Origin of the sequence: Pseudomonas fluorescens (assembly GCF_001307155.1) — a bacterium.
GTDB lineage: Bacteria > Pseudomonadota > Gammaproteobacteria > Pseudomonadales > Pseudomonadaceae > Aquipseudomonas > Aquipseudomonas helvetica.
The window spans coordinates 93746-109065 of the sequence record NZ_CP012830.1 but is presented as its reverse complement, the minus strand read 5'-3'; the positions used below and the strand labels follow the sequence as shown (position 1 = coordinate 109065).

Annotated in this window: 15 protein-coding genes; 12 read left to right on the top strand and 3 right to left on the bottom strand. The window is 57.0% G+C overall.

The genetic code is table 11. From position 1 onward, the window contains the following. The first annotated feature begins 199 nt into the window (after positions 1–199). Positions 200–2116 carry an ATP-binding cassette domain-containing protein gene (locus AO353_RS00525; protein ID WP_054593195.1) on the top strand — a complete coding sequence of 639 codons (1917 nt, stop codon included), beginning with the start codon at positions 200–202 and terminating at the stop codon, positions 2114–2116. A 179-nt stretch (positions 2117–2295) separates the two neighbouring features. Here the strand turns inward: AO353_RS00525 and AO353_RS00520 are convergent, their stop codons facing one another. Further along, complete coding sequence (locus AO353_RS00520) at positions 2296–2733, bottom strand: universal stress protein (RefSeq protein WP_019689573.1); 438 nt, start codon at positions 2731–2733, stop codon at positions 2296–2298. Between the two features lie 104 nt (positions 2734–2837). Between AO353_RS00520 and AO353_RS00515 the strand changes: the two genes are divergently transcribed. The 9 genes from AO353_RS00515 to AO353_RS00475 all read left to right on the top strand — a co-directional run bounded on the left by AO353_RS00515 (position 2838) and on the right by AO353_RS00475 (position 12956). Next, positions 2838–3275 (top strand): hypothetical protein, encoded by a 438-nt coding sequence (locus AO353_RS00515; RefSeq protein WP_054593194.1) that lies wholly within the window; start codon positions 2838–2840, stop codon positions 3273–3275. A gap of 538 nt (positions 3276–3813) precedes the next feature. Further along, positions 3814–5961 carry a fatty acid oxidation complex subunit alpha FadB gene (gene fadB / locus AO353_RS00510; protein WP_054593193.1) on the top strand — a complete coding sequence of 716 codons (2148 nt, stop codon included), beginning with the start codon at positions 3814–3816 and terminating at the stop codon, positions 5959–5961. 30 nt (positions 5962–5991) lie between these two features. Beyond that, a complete protein-coding gene (fadA, locus tag AO353_RS00505; protein ID WP_019692749.1) occupies positions 5992–7167 on the top strand; it encodes an acetyl-CoA C-acyltransferase FadA in 1176 nt (391 codons plus the stop codon). 100 nt (positions 7168–7267) lie between these two features. Next, complete coding sequence (locus AO353_RS00500) at positions 7268–7504, top strand: DUF1653 domain-containing protein (protein ID WP_019692748.1); 237 nt, start codon at positions 7268–7270, stop codon at positions 7502–7504. Positions 7505–7618: 114 nt separating this feature from the next. Further along, positions 7619–10240 (top strand): type I DNA topoisomerase, encoded by a 2622-nt coding sequence (gene topA / locus AO353_RS00495; protein WP_054593192.1) that lies wholly within the window; start codon positions 7619–7621, stop codon positions 10238–10240. A gap of 143 nt (positions 10241–10383) precedes the next feature. Beyond that, positions 10384–10908 carry a DUF6586 family protein gene (locus AO353_RS00490; protein ID WP_054593191.1) on the top strand — a complete coding sequence of 175 codons (525 nt, stop codon included), beginning with the start codon at positions 10384–10386 and terminating at the stop codon, positions 10906–10908. A gap of 48 nt (positions 10909–10956) precedes the next feature. Continuing rightward, positions 10957–11991, top strand: a complete 1035-nt coding sequence (locus AO353_RS00485; RefSeq protein ID WP_054593190.1) for a hypothetical protein — start codon at positions 10957–10959, stop codon at positions 11989–11991. A gap of 3 nt (positions 11992–11994) precedes the next feature. Next, on the top strand, positions 11995–12552 hold the full coding sequence (locus AO353_RS00480) for a LemA family protein (protein WP_054593189.1): 558 nt from the start codon (positions 11995–11997) through the stop codon (positions 12550–12552). A gap of 170 nt (positions 12553–12722) precedes the next feature. Next, positions 12723–12956, top strand: a complete 234-nt coding sequence (locus AO353_RS00475) for a hypothetical protein (protein ID WP_019692745.1) — start codon at positions 12723–12725, stop codon at positions 12954–12956. A 106-nt stretch (positions 12957–13062) separates the two neighbouring features. Here AO353_RS00475 and sulA read toward each other — a convergent pair whose 3' ends face one another. Beyond that, positions 13063–13536: an SOS-induced cell division inhibitor SulA gene (gene sulA / locus AO353_RS00470; protein ID WP_054593188.1), complete on the bottom strand. Its 474-nt coding sequence runs from the start codon at positions 13534–13536 to the stop codon at positions 13063–13065. Between the two features lie 10 nt (positions 13537–13546). Next, a complete protein-coding gene (gene lexA, locus AO353_RS00465) occupies positions 13547–14155 on the bottom strand; it encodes a transcriptional repressor LexA (protein ID WP_054593187.1) in 609 nt (202 codons plus the stop codon). Positions 14156–14407: 252 nt separating this feature from the next. Here lexA and AO353_RS00460 point away from each other — a divergent pair, with 252 nt between their 5' ends. Beyond that, positions 14408–15115, top strand: coding sequence for a TetR/AcrR family transcriptional regulator (locus AO353_RS00460; RefSeq protein WP_054593186.1), 708 nt, complete (start codon positions 14408–14410; stop codon positions 15113–15115). 48 nt (positions 15116–15163) lie between these two features. Further along, complete coding sequence (locus tag AO353_RS31175) at positions 15164–15316, top strand: hypothetical protein (RefSeq protein WP_158246518.1); 153 nt, start codon at positions 15164–15166, stop codon at positions 15314–15316. The last annotated feature ends 4 nt before the right edge of the window (positions 15317–15320 follow it).

Genomic DNA, 15320 nt, shown 5'->3' with positions numbered 1-15320 from the left:
GAAAAAACACGACAAGTGCCTGCAAATGCGAGCACTGATTATTTATAGCTTAGCCTTTTGCCAGCAACCGGCGAAAGCTTTGCCGGCTCGTCGGTACAAGATCGCAACAAATGTTGTGCAGAGTGCTTCGACATTGAAAATGCCGGCCTTCTGACGTCGCAAGTCAGGTAGAATGCGCGCCCGGTTTTTGGAGAAGCTCATGACCCTGCTCAAATTCAGCGATGTGTCCCTTGCTTTCGGCGCTATGCCGTTGTTGGACAAGGTGTCCTGGCAGATCGCCCGTGGTGAGCGGGTGTGCATCATCGGTCGCAACGGCACTGGCAAATCCAGCATGATGAAGCTGGTCAAGGGCGATCAGAAGCCTGATGACGGCTCCGTCTGGCGCGCACCAGGCCTCAAGATCGGCGAATTACCGCAAGAACTGCCGGTGGCCGACGAGCGGACAGTGTTCGACGTGGTTGCCGAAGGCCTGGACGGTGTGGGCGAGCTGCTCGCGCAGTATCACCACCTGAGCCAGAACATCGTCACCGACGCTGATCTGGACAAACTGATGCACGTCCAGCACGACCTCGAAGCTCGCGATGGCTGGCGTTTGCAGCAATTGGTCGACAGCACCCTGAGCCGGCTGCAATTGCCGGCTGACAAAACCCTCGCCGAATTGTCCGGCGGCTGGCGTCGTCGCGTCCTGCTGGCGCAGGCCCTGGTTTCCGAACCGGATCTGCTGCTGCTCGACGAGCCGACCAACCACCTGGACATCGGTGCCATCGCCTGGCTCGAAGAGGCGTTGAAGGATTTCCAGGGCGCCGTGCTGTTCATTACGCACGACCGTTCTTTCCTGCAAAACCTGGCAACTCGCATCCTGGAACTGGATCGCGGCGGCCTGATCGACTGGAACGGCGACTACGCCAGCTTCCTCGTGCACAAGGAAGCCACGCTGGCCGCTGAAGAGACTGCCAACGCGTTGTTCGACAAGAAGCTGGCCCAGGAAGAAGTCTGGATCCGCCAGGGCATCAAGGCTCGTCGCACCCGTAACGAAGGTCGAGTGCGCGCCCTCAAGGCGCTGCGCGTCGAGCGTAGCGAGCGTCGTGAGCGGACCGGCAAGGCCAATATTCAGCTGGATACCGCTGACAAGTCCGGGAAGCAGGTGATGGTCCTCGAGAACGTCAGCTTTGCCCACCCGGATGGCCCGTTCCTGATCAAGGATTTCTCCATGGTCCTGCAGCGCGGCGACCGTATCGGTCTGCTGGGCGCCAACGGTACCGGCAAAACCACTTTGTTGAAGTTGATGCTCAGCGGTTTGCAGCCGACCAGCGGTACGGTTGAAGAGGGCACTCGCATCGATGTGGCCTATTTCGACCAACTGCGCCATCAGCTGGATCTGGAAAAGACCGTGATCGACAACGTCGCCGAAGGTCGCGACTTTATCGATATCGATGGTCAGAGCCGTCACGTACTGAGTTACCTCGGCGACTTCCTGTTCAGCCCGCAGCGTGCCCGCACGCCGGTCAAGGCGTTGTCGGGTGGTGAGCGTGCGCGTCTGTTGCTGGCCAAGTTGTTCAGCAAACCGGCTAACCTCCTGGTACTCGACGAACCGACCAACGACCTCGACGTGGAAACCCTTGAGCTGCTCGAAGAGGTCTTGCTGACCTTCAACGGCACCGTGCTGATGGTCAGTCACGACCGGGCATTCCTCGACAACGTGGTCACCAGTACCCTGGTCTTCGAAGGTGAAGGCAAGGTTCGTGAATACGTCGGTGGTTATCAGGACTGGCTGCGTCAGGGTGGCTCGCCGCGCCTGCTGGGCGTGACCGAGAGCAAGTCCGGCAAGGCCGACCTGAACTCTGCGGTCGTCACCGCAGCGCCTGCACCCGTGGTGGCTCAAGAAGCGCCAGTGGCCAAGAAAAAGCTCAGCTACAAGCTGCAACGCGAGCTGGAAGCGTTGCCGGGCGATATCGATGCCAAGGAACAGCAGATCGCCAAGGTGCAAGCCGAAATGGCCGATGCGGGTTTCTATCAGCGTCCTGCTGCCGAAACCGCCAAGGTCATCGCGCAGCTTGAGCAACTGCAAGCGGAACTCGACGTATTGGTCGAGCGCTGGGCCGAGCTGGATGCCTGATTGATCCTGTTATGAAAAAGCCCGGCGTTCAGTAATGAACGCCGGGCTTTTCATATGGAATGCGATTTTATGTGGGAGCTGGCTTGCCTGCGATGGCGTCACCTCGGTCTTTGCATTGCCTGTAATGGTCCCATCGCGGGCAAGCCCGGCTCCTACACTGGGTCTCCATTTGGACGTATTCAGCTTTTGATCAGGCGCACCGCCAGCACATCGCAAGGTGCACCGTGCAGCACGTCATTGGCGGTGGAACCCAGCAGCAGTGCGAGGCCGTGGCGGCCATGACTGCCGACGACGATCAGATCGCATTCCTGTTCCTTGGCCATATGATGGATTTCCTGGCGTGGCTGGCCATAGGTCAAGTGGCTGTATTCTTTGGAAAGTTCAGGATATTTGTTGATCAGGCGCTCGAGGCGCTCCTTGGCCTGGTCGAATTGCTGTTGCTGCAATTGCGACAGGTCCATCGGCACGTCACCACCAAAGGCCATGGCCATCGGTTCGACAATATGAACCAGGGACAATTTGGCACCGTTGCTGACCGATAACTCGCGAGCACGGTGAATCACAGGATCGCACTCTTCGGTTAGATCTACGGCGACCAGAATATGGTGGTAGGGCATGAGGTGCTCCTCCTGAGGATTGCGATAACGGTAAGTATGGCTGGTTTCAAGCGGATTGGTTCTGACAGGGGTCAATCCGCCCATCAAGAATCGGGAGTACAGATATGACGGTCTGGATAGTGGTGTCAATCCTCGCAGTGGTGCTGAGCCCGCTGGCATGGCTGCGGCCTTCGCGTAAACAGGGGGGGCAGATGGCCTTGCGCATGGAGGCGCGGCGTATTGGCCTGGCCATGCAGCTGGCACCGCAGGAGTGGCCGCATTGGCTAGAGCCAGCGCCGCCCAGCCCGTGTGCGCAATATCATCGTCCGCGGCGGGGCAATAAACCGGCGTGCTGGATTTATTGGCAAAGTGCGCCAGGCGTGTGGGTCAATCAATGGCGAGAGGTTTGTCAGGATGAGTCGTTGCTGATCCATTTCCGGAAGTTGCCGGCCAACGTCTACAAGGTTGAGGCCGACAAGCAAATGATCACCTTGTATTGGGGGGAGCGGGGCGAGGCCAGTGTATTGAATGAGATCGATGCCGTGCTGAAGGCATTAGCCTGAAACGCAGCGCCTACACACAGGCAATAAAAAGCCCGACATCGTCATCGGGCTGGAGTGGCCAGGCAGGCCGGTAATTCGCTGAATCGTCACGCTGCCCAAGGCGTGGCGTTGATCTTGCGCTTGGCGTTCGCCATAAGCGCCTCTGTTTTTTCGTTTATCGTCCCCGGCCAGCGTAGCTTGTATTTCGAGTTGCGCAGCTAATTAGGGCGACGTTTCTAAATATTGATTCTATGAATAGTTGAACATGCATCCGCGTGTTGCAGGTCTTCGTGGTACGGATATGACCGCAAAGTCGAGTGATAACCCGTCTTTTGGGCGATTGACAATTGTCGGAAATTCCGTGAAGGTGGCGTACCCAAATCAAACGGGCGTATGAATTGAGCGTTTGTATTACAGACGGCTCCTACAGAATCCCGACTATCGCGTTGGCGGGTGTGCCTGGTGGGATGGCGTTAGCATCGACGGTAACGTCCATGCCGAGCCAGAACGTCAGCGTCCGACGTGTACTGTTCAGCTTCCATATCGTGGAGATCAGTTGATGATTTACGAAGGTAAAGCCATCACGGTTAAGGCTCTTGAAAGTGGCATCGTCGAATTGAAATTCGACCTCAAGGGTGAGTCCGTCAACAAGTTCAACCGTCTAACCCTGAACGAACTACGTTCGGCCGTAGACGCCATCAAGGCAGATGCGTCGGTCAAGGGTGTGATCGTCAGCAGTGGCAAGGACGTATTCATCGTCGGTGCCGACATCACCGAATTCGTCGACAACTTCAAGCTGCCGGATGCAGAGCTGGTTGCTGGCAACCTCGAAGCCAACAAGATTTTCAGCGATTTCGAAGACCTCAATGTTCCAACCGTGGCCGCGATCAACGGCATCGCTTTGGGCGGCGGTCTGGAAATGTGCCTGGCGGCGGACTACCGCGTCATGTCCACCACGGCCAAGATCGGTCTGCCGGAAGTCAAACTGGGCATCTACCCAGGCTTCGGCGGTACCGTTCGCCTGCCGCGCATCATCGGTGCCGACAACGCCATCGAGTGGATTGCCGCTGGTAAGGAAAACCGTCCGGAAGATGCGCTGAAAGTCGGCGCAGTCGATGCGGTGGTCGCTCCAGAGCAGCTGCAGGAAGCGGCCCTGGAACTGCTCAAGCGCGCCATTTCCGGCGAGTTCGATTACAAGGCCAAGCGTCAGCCGAAGCTGGAAAAGCTCAAGCTGAACGCCATCGAGCAAATGATGGCTTTCGAAACCGCCAAAGGTTTTGTGGCCGGTCAGGCTGGCCCGAATTATCCGGCGCCGGTTGAAGCGATCAAGACGATCCAGAAAGCCGCGAACTTCGGTCGCGACAAGGCTCTGGAAGTTGAAGCCAACGGTTTCGTCAAACTGGCCAAGACCTCTGCTGCGCAGAGCTTGATCGGTCTGTTCCTGAATGATCAGGAACTGAAGAAAAAAGCCAAGGCCTACGACGAAATCGCCAAAGACGTGAAACAGGCTGCCGTACTCGGCGCCGGTATCATGGGCGGTGGTATCGCTTATCAGTCGGCGTCCAAAGGCACGCCGATCCTGATGAAGGACATCAACGAGCACGGTATCGAGCAGGGTCTGGCCGAAGCCGCGAAACTGCTGGTTGGCCGCGTTGATAAAGGCCGCATGACCGCAGCCAAAATGGCCGAAGTGCTCAACGGCATTCGTCCAACCCTGTCCTACGGTGATTTCGGCCACGTCGACCTGGTGGTCGAAGCGGTTGTCGAGAACCCTAACGTCAAGCAAGCGGTATTGGCCGAAGTCGAAGACAAGGTCAAAGAGGGCACCATCCTCGCGTCGAACACCTCGACCATTTCCATCAGCCTGTTGGCCAAGGCCCTCAAGCGTCCGGAAAACTTCGTCGGCATGCACTTCTTCAACCCGGTGCACATGATGCCTCTGGTTGAAGTCATTCGTGGCGAGAAGTCCAGCGAGCAGGCCATTGCCACCACCGTTGCCTACGCCAAGAAAATGGGCAAGAACCCGATCGTCGTCAACGACTGCCCGGGCTTCCTGGTCAACCGCGTTCTGTTCCCGTACTTCGGCGGTTTCGCCAAGTTGGTCAGCGCCGGTGTGGACTTTGTCCGTATCGACAAGGTCATGGAAAAATTCGGCTGGCCAATGGGCCCGGCGTACCTGATGGACGTGGTCGGTATCGACACTGGTCACCACGGTCGTGACGTGATGGCTGAAGGCTTCCCGGACCGCATGAAAGACGACCGTCGTTCGGCCGTTGACGTGCTCTATGAAGCCAAGCGCCTGGGCCAGAAGAACGGCAAGGGCTTCTACGCCTACGAGACCGACAAGCGCGGCAAGCAGAAGAAAGTAGCCGATCCGTCGGTACTCGAAGTGCTCAAGCCAATCGTCTTCGAACAGCGTGAAGTGACCGACGAAGACATCATCAACTGGATGATGATCCCGCTGTGCCTGGAAACCGTGCGTTGCCTGGAAGACGGCATCGTCGAAACCGCTGCCGAAGCCGACATGGGTCTGGTCTACGGTATTGGTTTCCCTCCATTCCGTGGCGGTGCACTGCGCTACATCGACGCAATCGGTGTTGCAGAGTTCGTTGCCCTGGCTGACCAGTACGCTGATTTGGGCGCGCTGTACCACCCGACCGCGAAGCTGCGCGAGATGGCCAAAAACGGCCAGAGCTTCTTCGGTTAAGCGCCCACACTAGAGCGAGAGTGAAATTATATGAGCTTGAATCCTAGAGACGTCGTGATTGTCGACTTCGGTCGTACTCCGATGGGCCGCTCCAAGGGCGGCATGCACCGCAACACCCGCGCCGAAGACATGTCGGCGCACCTGATCAGCAAATTGCTGGAACGCAACGTCAAGGTCGACCCGAGCGAAGTCGAAGACGTGATCTGGGGCTGCGTGAACCAGACCCTGGAGCAGGGCTGGAACATCGCCCGCATGGCGTCCTTGATGACTCAGATCCCGCACACGGCTGCCGGCCAGACCGTCAGCCGCCTGTGTGGCTCGTCGATGAGTGCATTGCACACCGCAGCGCAAGCGATCATGACCGGTAATGGTGACGTGTTCGTGGTTGGCGGCGTCGAGCATATGGGTCACGTGAGCATGATGCACGGTGTCGATCCGAACCCGCACATGTCGCTGTACGCGGCGAAAGCCTCGGGCATGATGGGCCTGACCGCAGAAATGCTCGGTAAAATGCACGGCATTACCCGTGAGCAGCAAGATGCCTTCGGCGTGCGCTCCCACCAACTCGCTCATAAAGCGACGGTGGAAGGCAAGTTCAAAGACGAAATCATCCCGATGCAGGGTTACGACGAGAACGGTTTCCTGAAACTGTTCGACTACGACGAAACCATCCGTCCGGAAACTACCCTGGAAAGCCTGGCGGCGTTGAAGCCGGCGTTCAATCCAAAGGGTGGCACCGTGACAGCCGGTACTTCGTCGCAGATCACCGATGGTGCTTCGTGCATGATCGTGATGTCGGCGCAGCGTGCACAGGACCTGGGCATCCAGCCGATGGCGGTGATCCGCTCGATGGCAGTGGCAGGTGTGGATCCGGCGATCATGGGCTATGGTCCAGTACCGGCGACACAGAAAGCACTGAAGCGTGCAGGTCTGGGTATTGCCGATATCGACTTCTTCGAACTCAACGAAGCTTTCGCTGCACAGGCCCTGCCAGTGCTGAAAGATTTGAAAGTGCTCGACAAGATGAACGAGAAGGTTAACCTGCACGGCGGCGCGATCGCCCTGGGCCACCCATTCGGTTGCTCCGGTGCACGTATCTCCGGCACGCTGCTCAATGTAATGAAGCAGAATGGCGGCACCTTCGGTGTATCGACCATGTGCATTGGCCTCGGCCAGGGCATTGCCACCGTTTTCGAACGCGTTTAAGCGATTCGTCGACGGAAGCCGGGGCCAAGTGCCCCGGTTTTTGTTTTTCTGAAGATTTTTTTTGTTTTTTATTTCAAGTGATTTGAGTGAGGGCCAGACCATGCCGATACAACCAGGGCTCTACCAGCATTACAAAGGTCCGCAGTACCGCGTATTCAGTGTTGCGCGGCATTCCGAGACCGAAGAAGAAGTGGTCTTCTACCAAGCCCTGTATGGCGATTACGGCTTTTGGGTGCGTCCCTTGAGCATGTTCCTGGAGTCGGTCGAAGTTGACGGCGAACAGGTCCCACGCTTTGCTTTGGTGCAGGCCGAACCAAGCCTTTTTTCAAGGCCATAAGCTGAGAGCGCGCAGAACCCTGCGCTTGACCTCACCTTGTTGCCACTATATATAGCGGTGCCGCGTCAGGCGCCAACCGCCTTTCACTTCTAGAATTCAGGAATTTTCTGATCCATGGGCAAATCGCTGGTCATTGTGGAATCCCCGGCTAAGGCCAAGACCATCAACAAGTATCTGGGTAACCAATACGTGGTGAAGTCGAGTATCGGCCATATCCGAGACCTGCCCACCAGCGGTTCGGCTAGCGCCAGCAAAGAGCCTGCTGCCAAGCGCGGCAAAGCTGCTGCTGGTGAAGTGCCGGCGCTGTCGCCTAAAGAAAAGGCGCGCAAGCAGCTGGTCTCGCGCATGGGTGTCGATCCCGATCATGGTTGGAAAGCCAAGTACGAGATCCTCCCGGGCAAGGAAAAGGTCATCGAAGAGCTGCGCCGGCTCGCCAAAGATGCTGACACCATCTATCTCGCAACCGACTTGGATCGCGAGGGGGAAGCCATTGCCTGGCACCTGCGCGAAGCCATCGGTGGTGATGACAGCCGCTACAAGCGCGTGGTGTTCAACGAAATCACCAAGAAGGCGATTCAGGAAGCTTTCTCCCAGCCGGGCGAGCTGGACATCGATCGGGTCAATGCCCAGCAGGCGCGTCGCTTCCTCGACCGCGTGGTGGGTTACATGGTTTCGCCGCTGCTGTGGGCCAAGATCGCTCGCGGTCTGTCTGCCGGCCGTGTGCAATCGGTAGCCGTGAAGCTGGTGGTGGAGCGTGAGCGCGAGATTCGCGCGTTCAACCCGGAAGAGTATTGGGAAGTTCACGCTGACCTCGGCACTGCCAAGGGCGCCAATGTGCGTTTTGAAGTGGCCCGTGAAAACGGCGAAGCCTTCAAGCCGCTCAACGAAGCCCAGGCCATGGCTGCGCTGGAGAAGCTCAAGGCTTCCAGCTACACCATCGCCAAGCGCGAAGACAAACCGACCAGCAGCAAGCCGTCGGCACCGTTCATCACGTCCACCTTGCAACAGGCTGCCAGTAACCGCCTGGGCTTCGGTGTGAAGAAAACCATGATGATGGCCCAGCGTCTGTACGAAGCTGGCTACATCACTTACATGCGTACCGACTCGACCAACCTCTCGGTTGATGCCGTGGCGATGGCGCGTACTTATATTGAGGGTGAGTTCGGTAGCAAGTACCTGCCGGAAACACCGAACGTCTACAGCAGCAAGGAAGGCGCGCAAGAAGCTCACGAAGCGATTCGTCCTTCTGACGTGAATACCGATCCAAGCAAGCTGTCGGGCATGGAGCGTGACGCTGAGCGTCTCTACGAGCTGATCTGGCGCCAATTCGTCGCGTGCCAGATGCTGCCGGCGAAATACCTGTCGACCACCGTCAGCGTCGCAGCTAGCGGCTTCGAGCTGCGTGCCAAGGGCCGCATCCTGAAGTTCGACGGTTACACCCGCGTCATGCCGCAAATGGCCAAGCCTGGCGACGACGATGTGCTGCCGGACATGGCGCAAGGCGATGTGCTGAAGCTGATCAAGCTTGATCCAAGCCAGCACTTCACCAAGCCGCCGGCACGTTACTCGGAAGCGAGCCTGGTTAAAGAAATGGAAAAACGCGGTATCGGTCGTCCTTCGACCTACGCGGCGATCATTTCGACTATCCAGGACCGCGGTTACGTCGCGCTGCACAACCGTCGTTTCTACTCGGAAAAGATGGGTGACATCGTCACCGAGCGTCTGTCCGAAAGCTTCTCGAACCTGATGGACTACGGCTTCACCGCGGGCATGGAAGAGAACCTCGATGACGTCGCCCAGGGCGAGCGCGACTGGAAAAACGTGCTGGACGAGTTCTACGGCGACTTCAAGAAGAAACTCGAAGTAGCCGAGAGCGCGGAAAACGGCATGCGTGCCAATCAGCCGGTCATGACCGACATTCCGTGCCTCACCTGCGGTCGTCCGATGCAGATTCGTACAGCATCGACCGGTGTGTTCCTTGGTTGCTCGGGCTACAGCCTGCCACCAAAAGAGCGCTGCAAAGCCACTGTCAACCTGGTACCGGGCGATGAAATCGCTGCGGACGACGAGGGTGAGTCGGAGTCTTTGGTGCTGCGTGGCAAGCATCGCTGCCCGATCTGCAGTACCGCGATGGATGCTTACCTGCTGGATGAGAAGCGCAAGCTGCACATCTGCGGTAACAACCCGGATTGTGCAGGTTACGAGATCGAAGAAGGCAGCTATCGCATCAAGGGCTACGAAGGTCCGAGCCTGGAGTGCGATAAGTGCGGCAGCGAAATGCAGTTGAAGACTGGTCGTTTCGGCAAGTTCTTCGGTTGCACCAACGCGACCTGCAAGAACACCCGCAAACTGCTGAAGAGCGGTGACGCGGCACCGCCGAAGATGGATCCGGTGAAGATGCCCGAGCTCAAGTGCGAGAAGGTCAACGACACCTACATTCTGCGTGACGGTGCTTCCGGCCTGTTCCTGGCGGCGAGCCAGTTCCCGAAAAACCGCGAGACCCGTGCTCCGCTGGTGATCGAGATCGTGCCGCACAAGGATGAGATCGATCCGAAGTACCACTTCCTCTGCGCGGCGCCGAAGAAGGACCCGGATGGTCTCCCGGCAGTGATCCGTTACAGCCGCAAGACCAAGGAGCAGTACGTGCAGACCGAAGTCGAAGGCAAGCCTACCGGTTGGAAGGCATTCTACGACGGTGGCAAGTGGGTGGTTGAAGACAAGCGCGTAGCCAAATAATCGGGCAATGCGACGCCAAAGGCCGCATGCGAACCCTCGGGTTTTCATGCGGCCTTTTGTTTTGTGCTTGCAGTCGGCTTGTCTGATCCATGACACTGTCAGACCTGCATTACGCGTCTTATTTCGTTGTGGAGACTGCCGTCATGGCCTTTGAGCTCTATACCCGTACCAATCAGAAAATTTACTTTGCCGGTCTGTCGCTTGAGGCGCTGGCCCGGGCGGAAGAGGGGCGGGCAATGAATTCCCTGGCGCTGATCCAGGCCGGGCGTGAGTCAGCGTTGTTTCACTTGTACGGCGCACTGCTGGGCTTGTGTCATGAGATTGCCGGTTTTTACCGTTTGCCTCAGGCCAATGCACCGCGAGCAGAATTGCTGCTGACTCGTGAAGTGCTCGAGACCATCGCTATTCCGGAAATGGCGGAGATGGTCGAATTGGCGAATAACCCTGAAACCTGGCTGGCAAAGCTTTTGGCTGCCCATGCCGCGCTGTTTCAACCGCCACGCGTGCCGCACAAGCCCAAGGGCGACGTGACCCAGCCGCTGATCATGGCGGTTAACCTCGATGAAGAAGAGGCGCCTCAAGAGTTGAGTCGAGAAGAGCTGGAAAGCTGGCGTCAGAACCTCAAGGATTTGGCGATTCGGTTTCGCGAAGGGTTGAATGAGTGCTAGGTACATAACCGGACCGGACGGTGCCGTTGGTTTTTTCAGGGATGAAGCATGTCTTCCGTATTGCATAACAAAAAGCTGCGACAGCTCTTCGAGCAATCGAGTGCGCGTGTCGACGCCGCCACCAGTACCTCGGATCTGCTTGATGTTATCAGGCAGATCGAAGCATTCGGTGGGCCATTAGAGTTTAATAACGCCACTCCGAAGTTGTTTCGCTACATTGGCTTGGTCCTGATCGCCGCCACCGTGTTTTTTCTACCTTTGCTATTGTTCGGGCTTGGTTTTTTGTTTGGCAGCTGGTTGGTGATGGATAACCGATCGGGTTTGGTTGACGTGCTTTCCAAGAAAATCGCTCATAAATCTTCCTTGTTCACCTATGACCTGAAAGAGCAGTTCAACCCTGATGCGAGTGTTCTAGAGAATCTGCTTGGGGAGTTCAAGGAGTTTCATCGAGGCTCCTTCAGTCGACAAATTCTGAAAACGATTCATGGCACGCACTTTGGTGCGACTCATGAACTGTCCTTCACTTACCAGCACGTTCAGTATGTAGATCGCGAAAGTTACGAAACCAGGGTGTCAGATGGCGCCGGCGGCACAAAGGTTGAAACCAAAATAATTGATAGCAAGTTTGCACGGCATAGCCTGGTGTTGGACTTTCCGTGGGTGGAAAACGTGCGTGTGCGCGGCGACAGGTTCCGGGCGCTGGACCTTGAGGAGGCTCTGGATACAACATCCAGTGAATTCAATAATGCGTTTCGTCTGACGGGTAAAACGCAGATGGCTTGTGCCATCTTTGCCAGGCCGGCCACGGTACTGCACTTGCTGCAGCTCACCGAGCAGTTGGGCGATATCAACCTGGAGTTCTCGGGGCAAGGGCGATTGTGTCTGAGTTTCGGCAACGCTGGGGTACTTGAGGCGAAAGCATCGGACACCCTCAGCAATTTACAGGCTTTTAATCGGCTTATCGAGACAGGCATTCGTTTGCCTCGTCTGGAGTTGCTGCTGTCGTGGATTCATCGCTTGGCCGAATTGCATGACGACAATTTCGCGCCTTCCACGAAAACCGTAAAAAACATGGAGTATTAGACGATGGCGTTGTTGTTGATTTTTGCGGTCTTGATCGGGATTACCTTCTGGATCTGTTACAACCGAATTATTGGTCGGCATAACCGTGCGCAGCGCGCTTGGGCCGATGTTCTGGTTTATGAGCGGCAGAAAACCAGGGTGCTGGATCAGCTTGAGCTGCAGGTCGCGGGTTTCAAGACCTACGAAGGGGCTCTGCTGGAAAAGATCACGGGGCTGCGTTCGGCCATCGGCAAGTTGCCGCAAGAAGCCAATGGAGACGCTCTACAGTCGGTGCAAAAAGGAACACGGGAATTGCTGGCTGGATTGAGCGTGGCATTTGAGGCGTATCCAGAGCTCAAAGCCAATGAGTTGGTGGGTAACTTTATGCGGGAGATCACTGAACAGCAAGAAAACGTCGGAGCGGCCATTACGCTTTTTAATGGTGCGGTAGAGATTTTCAATAATTCGATTCAAATGTTCCCTAGCTCTCTTGTTAATGGCTGCCTCAACAAAAAAAACGCGATCATTCCATTTTCTGATTCCGAGGCTAGCGCAGTCTTTGAGTACAAACCGAATTTTTGAGAGGGGCGTGCCCGCGGGCTCATCTCCCGCAAGGGTAGCCATTGTGCTCAAGTGGCAACCGCGGGGAGGAGGTTTGTCGTAAAGGTTGGGTGATGACCGTTCCTCAAGATCCCGAGCGAAGCCGCGCTGATGGCTATATAATCCCCGCCTTTCGTGGAGAACAGACTTTTATGCCAACGTCCTTTCTAGAAATTGTCGAACTGCCAGACGGCCGTATTGAGCTGCGCAGAGCTGAGGACGAGGGTTCTCTGGTGACTTTGAACTTCTCTGAAGACGCCAAAGCGTTCCTGCAGGGCCAGCACGTTGAAGTCGCCAAGGCGATGTTGAGCGTGGGTGTGCAGATGGCTGGACGCTTGGTTGAAGGCGAATTCGACAAAGAAGAAGGGCCGCGGATTCTTCATTGATTCCGTTCGTCGGCTTTTCGTAGGGCATCATTTCACGTCGATGTTACAGATTGGCTTCTCTGTCCTGGAGAAGCCCTGCGCCTTTCAAGTGCACAGTGAGTGTCACTTAGCCCAGCCGAATATTCAGACTTTGAGCATCCCCGGTACGGGCGGCGCTGATCAGCTGTTGGCGCGCGCTGGAACTCAACGGGTTCAGCCAGCTTACAACGGTGTGACTGCGGCCCAGGCGCAAGGCTTCGCACGCCAGTTGCTGGGCGCTTTGTGTTCCCCGAGGTTGTAGCAACAGAATGCGTTCGCGGTTCAGGCCGGCATCTCGCAGCCAGGCTTGAGTCAGGCTGGCGGGTGGCGCGATCAGTGTCAGCCAGCGAGCGCCCTTGTCCTGGCTCAACTCTCTGAGGATGGGGGCCAGAAGGTTCAGGCAGCTCCCAGCCGCACCACGCAATGACAGCTCACTGAACACTTCGGGTTCGGCGCTCCAGGGTGACTCGACCACGTCTTTGAGAGTCGGCGCCAACGGCTGCGCCATGAACGCTTCGAACAGCGGAAGTTGGGTGTGCTGTGGTGTGTGAGGGAACTGCATAACGCCTCCTTTAGCGGCGAATGACGCCGACACTCAAGCCTTCGATCACCAGGTCCTGATCTTTCAGGTTCACTTCGATCGGGGCAAACTCGGGGTTTTCGGCAATCAGCCAGACTTTGCTGCCGTCGCGCTTGAAACGCTTGACGGTCACCTCGTCGCCGATCCGCGCAACCACGATCTGGCCGTTACGGGCCTCGCGCGTGGTGTGCACGGCGAGCAGGTCGCCGTCGAAAATCCCCACGTCCTTCATGCTCATGCCGTGAACGCGCAACAAATAGTCGGCGCGTGGATGGAAGAAGGAAGGATTGATGTTGCAGGATTCTTCGATGTGTTGTTGAGCGAGAATCGGGGCGCCGGCAGCAACTCGGCCAATGATCGGCAAGGTGGACTCGTCGGCCTTGGCTTCGAAGCCCGGGATGCGAATGCCGCGTGAGGCGCCGGGCGTCATTTCGATTGCACCCTTGCGCGCCAGAGCCTTGAGGTGTTCTTCCGCAGCATTGGGCGACTTGAAGCCAAGCTCCAGGGCGATTTCTGCACGGGTCGGCGGATAGCCGTTGTCTTCGAGGCAGCGTTTGATAAAAGCCAGAATCTCAGCTTGGCGTGGCGTCAGTTTTATCATGTCGATCGCTCTGTCTTTTTATACAGTGACTGGGATTATATACAGTGGAGTGGTCTTGGCAATCCTCCTTTTTTATCTGACCGCTGGACGGTCGGTTTACAGATCGTCAGCTTGCTGCTTGTAGGACTGGCTACAGCTCCCGACTTGTATGGTTAAATAGCTGACCGACCGTTCGCAAAACGAACAGGCAGGCTTGACAATGCCCAGGCTGAAACGTATGTTTCAAACAAGTGTTTGTCAGGCGGAGTAGCCATGGCCCAGTCGGAAACCGTTGAACGCATTCTCGATGCAGCCGAGCAGTTGTTCGCGGAAAAAGGTTTTGCCGAAACTTCATTGCGGCTGATCACCAGCAAGGCTGGGGTCAATCTGGCGGCAGTGAATTATCATTTCGGCTCGAAGAAGGCCTTGATTCAGGCAGTCTTCTCGCGTTTTCTCGGGCCTTTCTGCATCAGCCTCGATCGTGAGCTGGAGCGCCGTCAGGCCAAGCCGGACAGCAAGCCGAGCCTTGAAGAGCTGCTGGAAATTCTCGTCGAACAAGCCCTTGTGGTGCAGCCACGCAGCGGCAACGATTTGTCTATCTTCATGCGCCTGTTGGGGCTGGCATTCAGTCAGAGCCAGGGGCATTTGCGGCGTTACCTGGAAGACATGTACGGCAAGGTATTCCGTCGTTACATGCTGCTGGTCAATGAAGCCGCGCCGCGTATTCCGCCTATCGAGCTGTTCTGGCGCGTGCACTTCATGCTCGGCGCAGCGGCGTTCAGCATGTCGGGGATCAAGGCCTTGCGCGCTATTGCCGAGACCGATTTCGGGGTGAACACCTCGATCGAGCAGGTGATGCGTCTGATGGTGCCGTTCCTGGCTGCTGGCATGCGCGCAGAAACCGGCGTCACCGACGAGGCCATGGCGTCGGCCCAGTTGCGTCCTCGCAGCAAATCGGCACCCGTCGCGGCCAAGGTTTAACAGTTCACGGGTGGGCGCGGCAGCTTACATCCGCTAAGCTAGCCGCCCATGCCGACTCTCGTTTCAGACCCGCTCGATTTCTCTTTTACCGACCACGTTCCGCCGGGTATTACCCTTGGCGGCGAAGTCGTGTGTCTGCTTCGGGCCGGGCTCTTCAAAGATGCGCCGCGCGCGCTTTTCGTTATCAAGGAATTTTTATGACTGC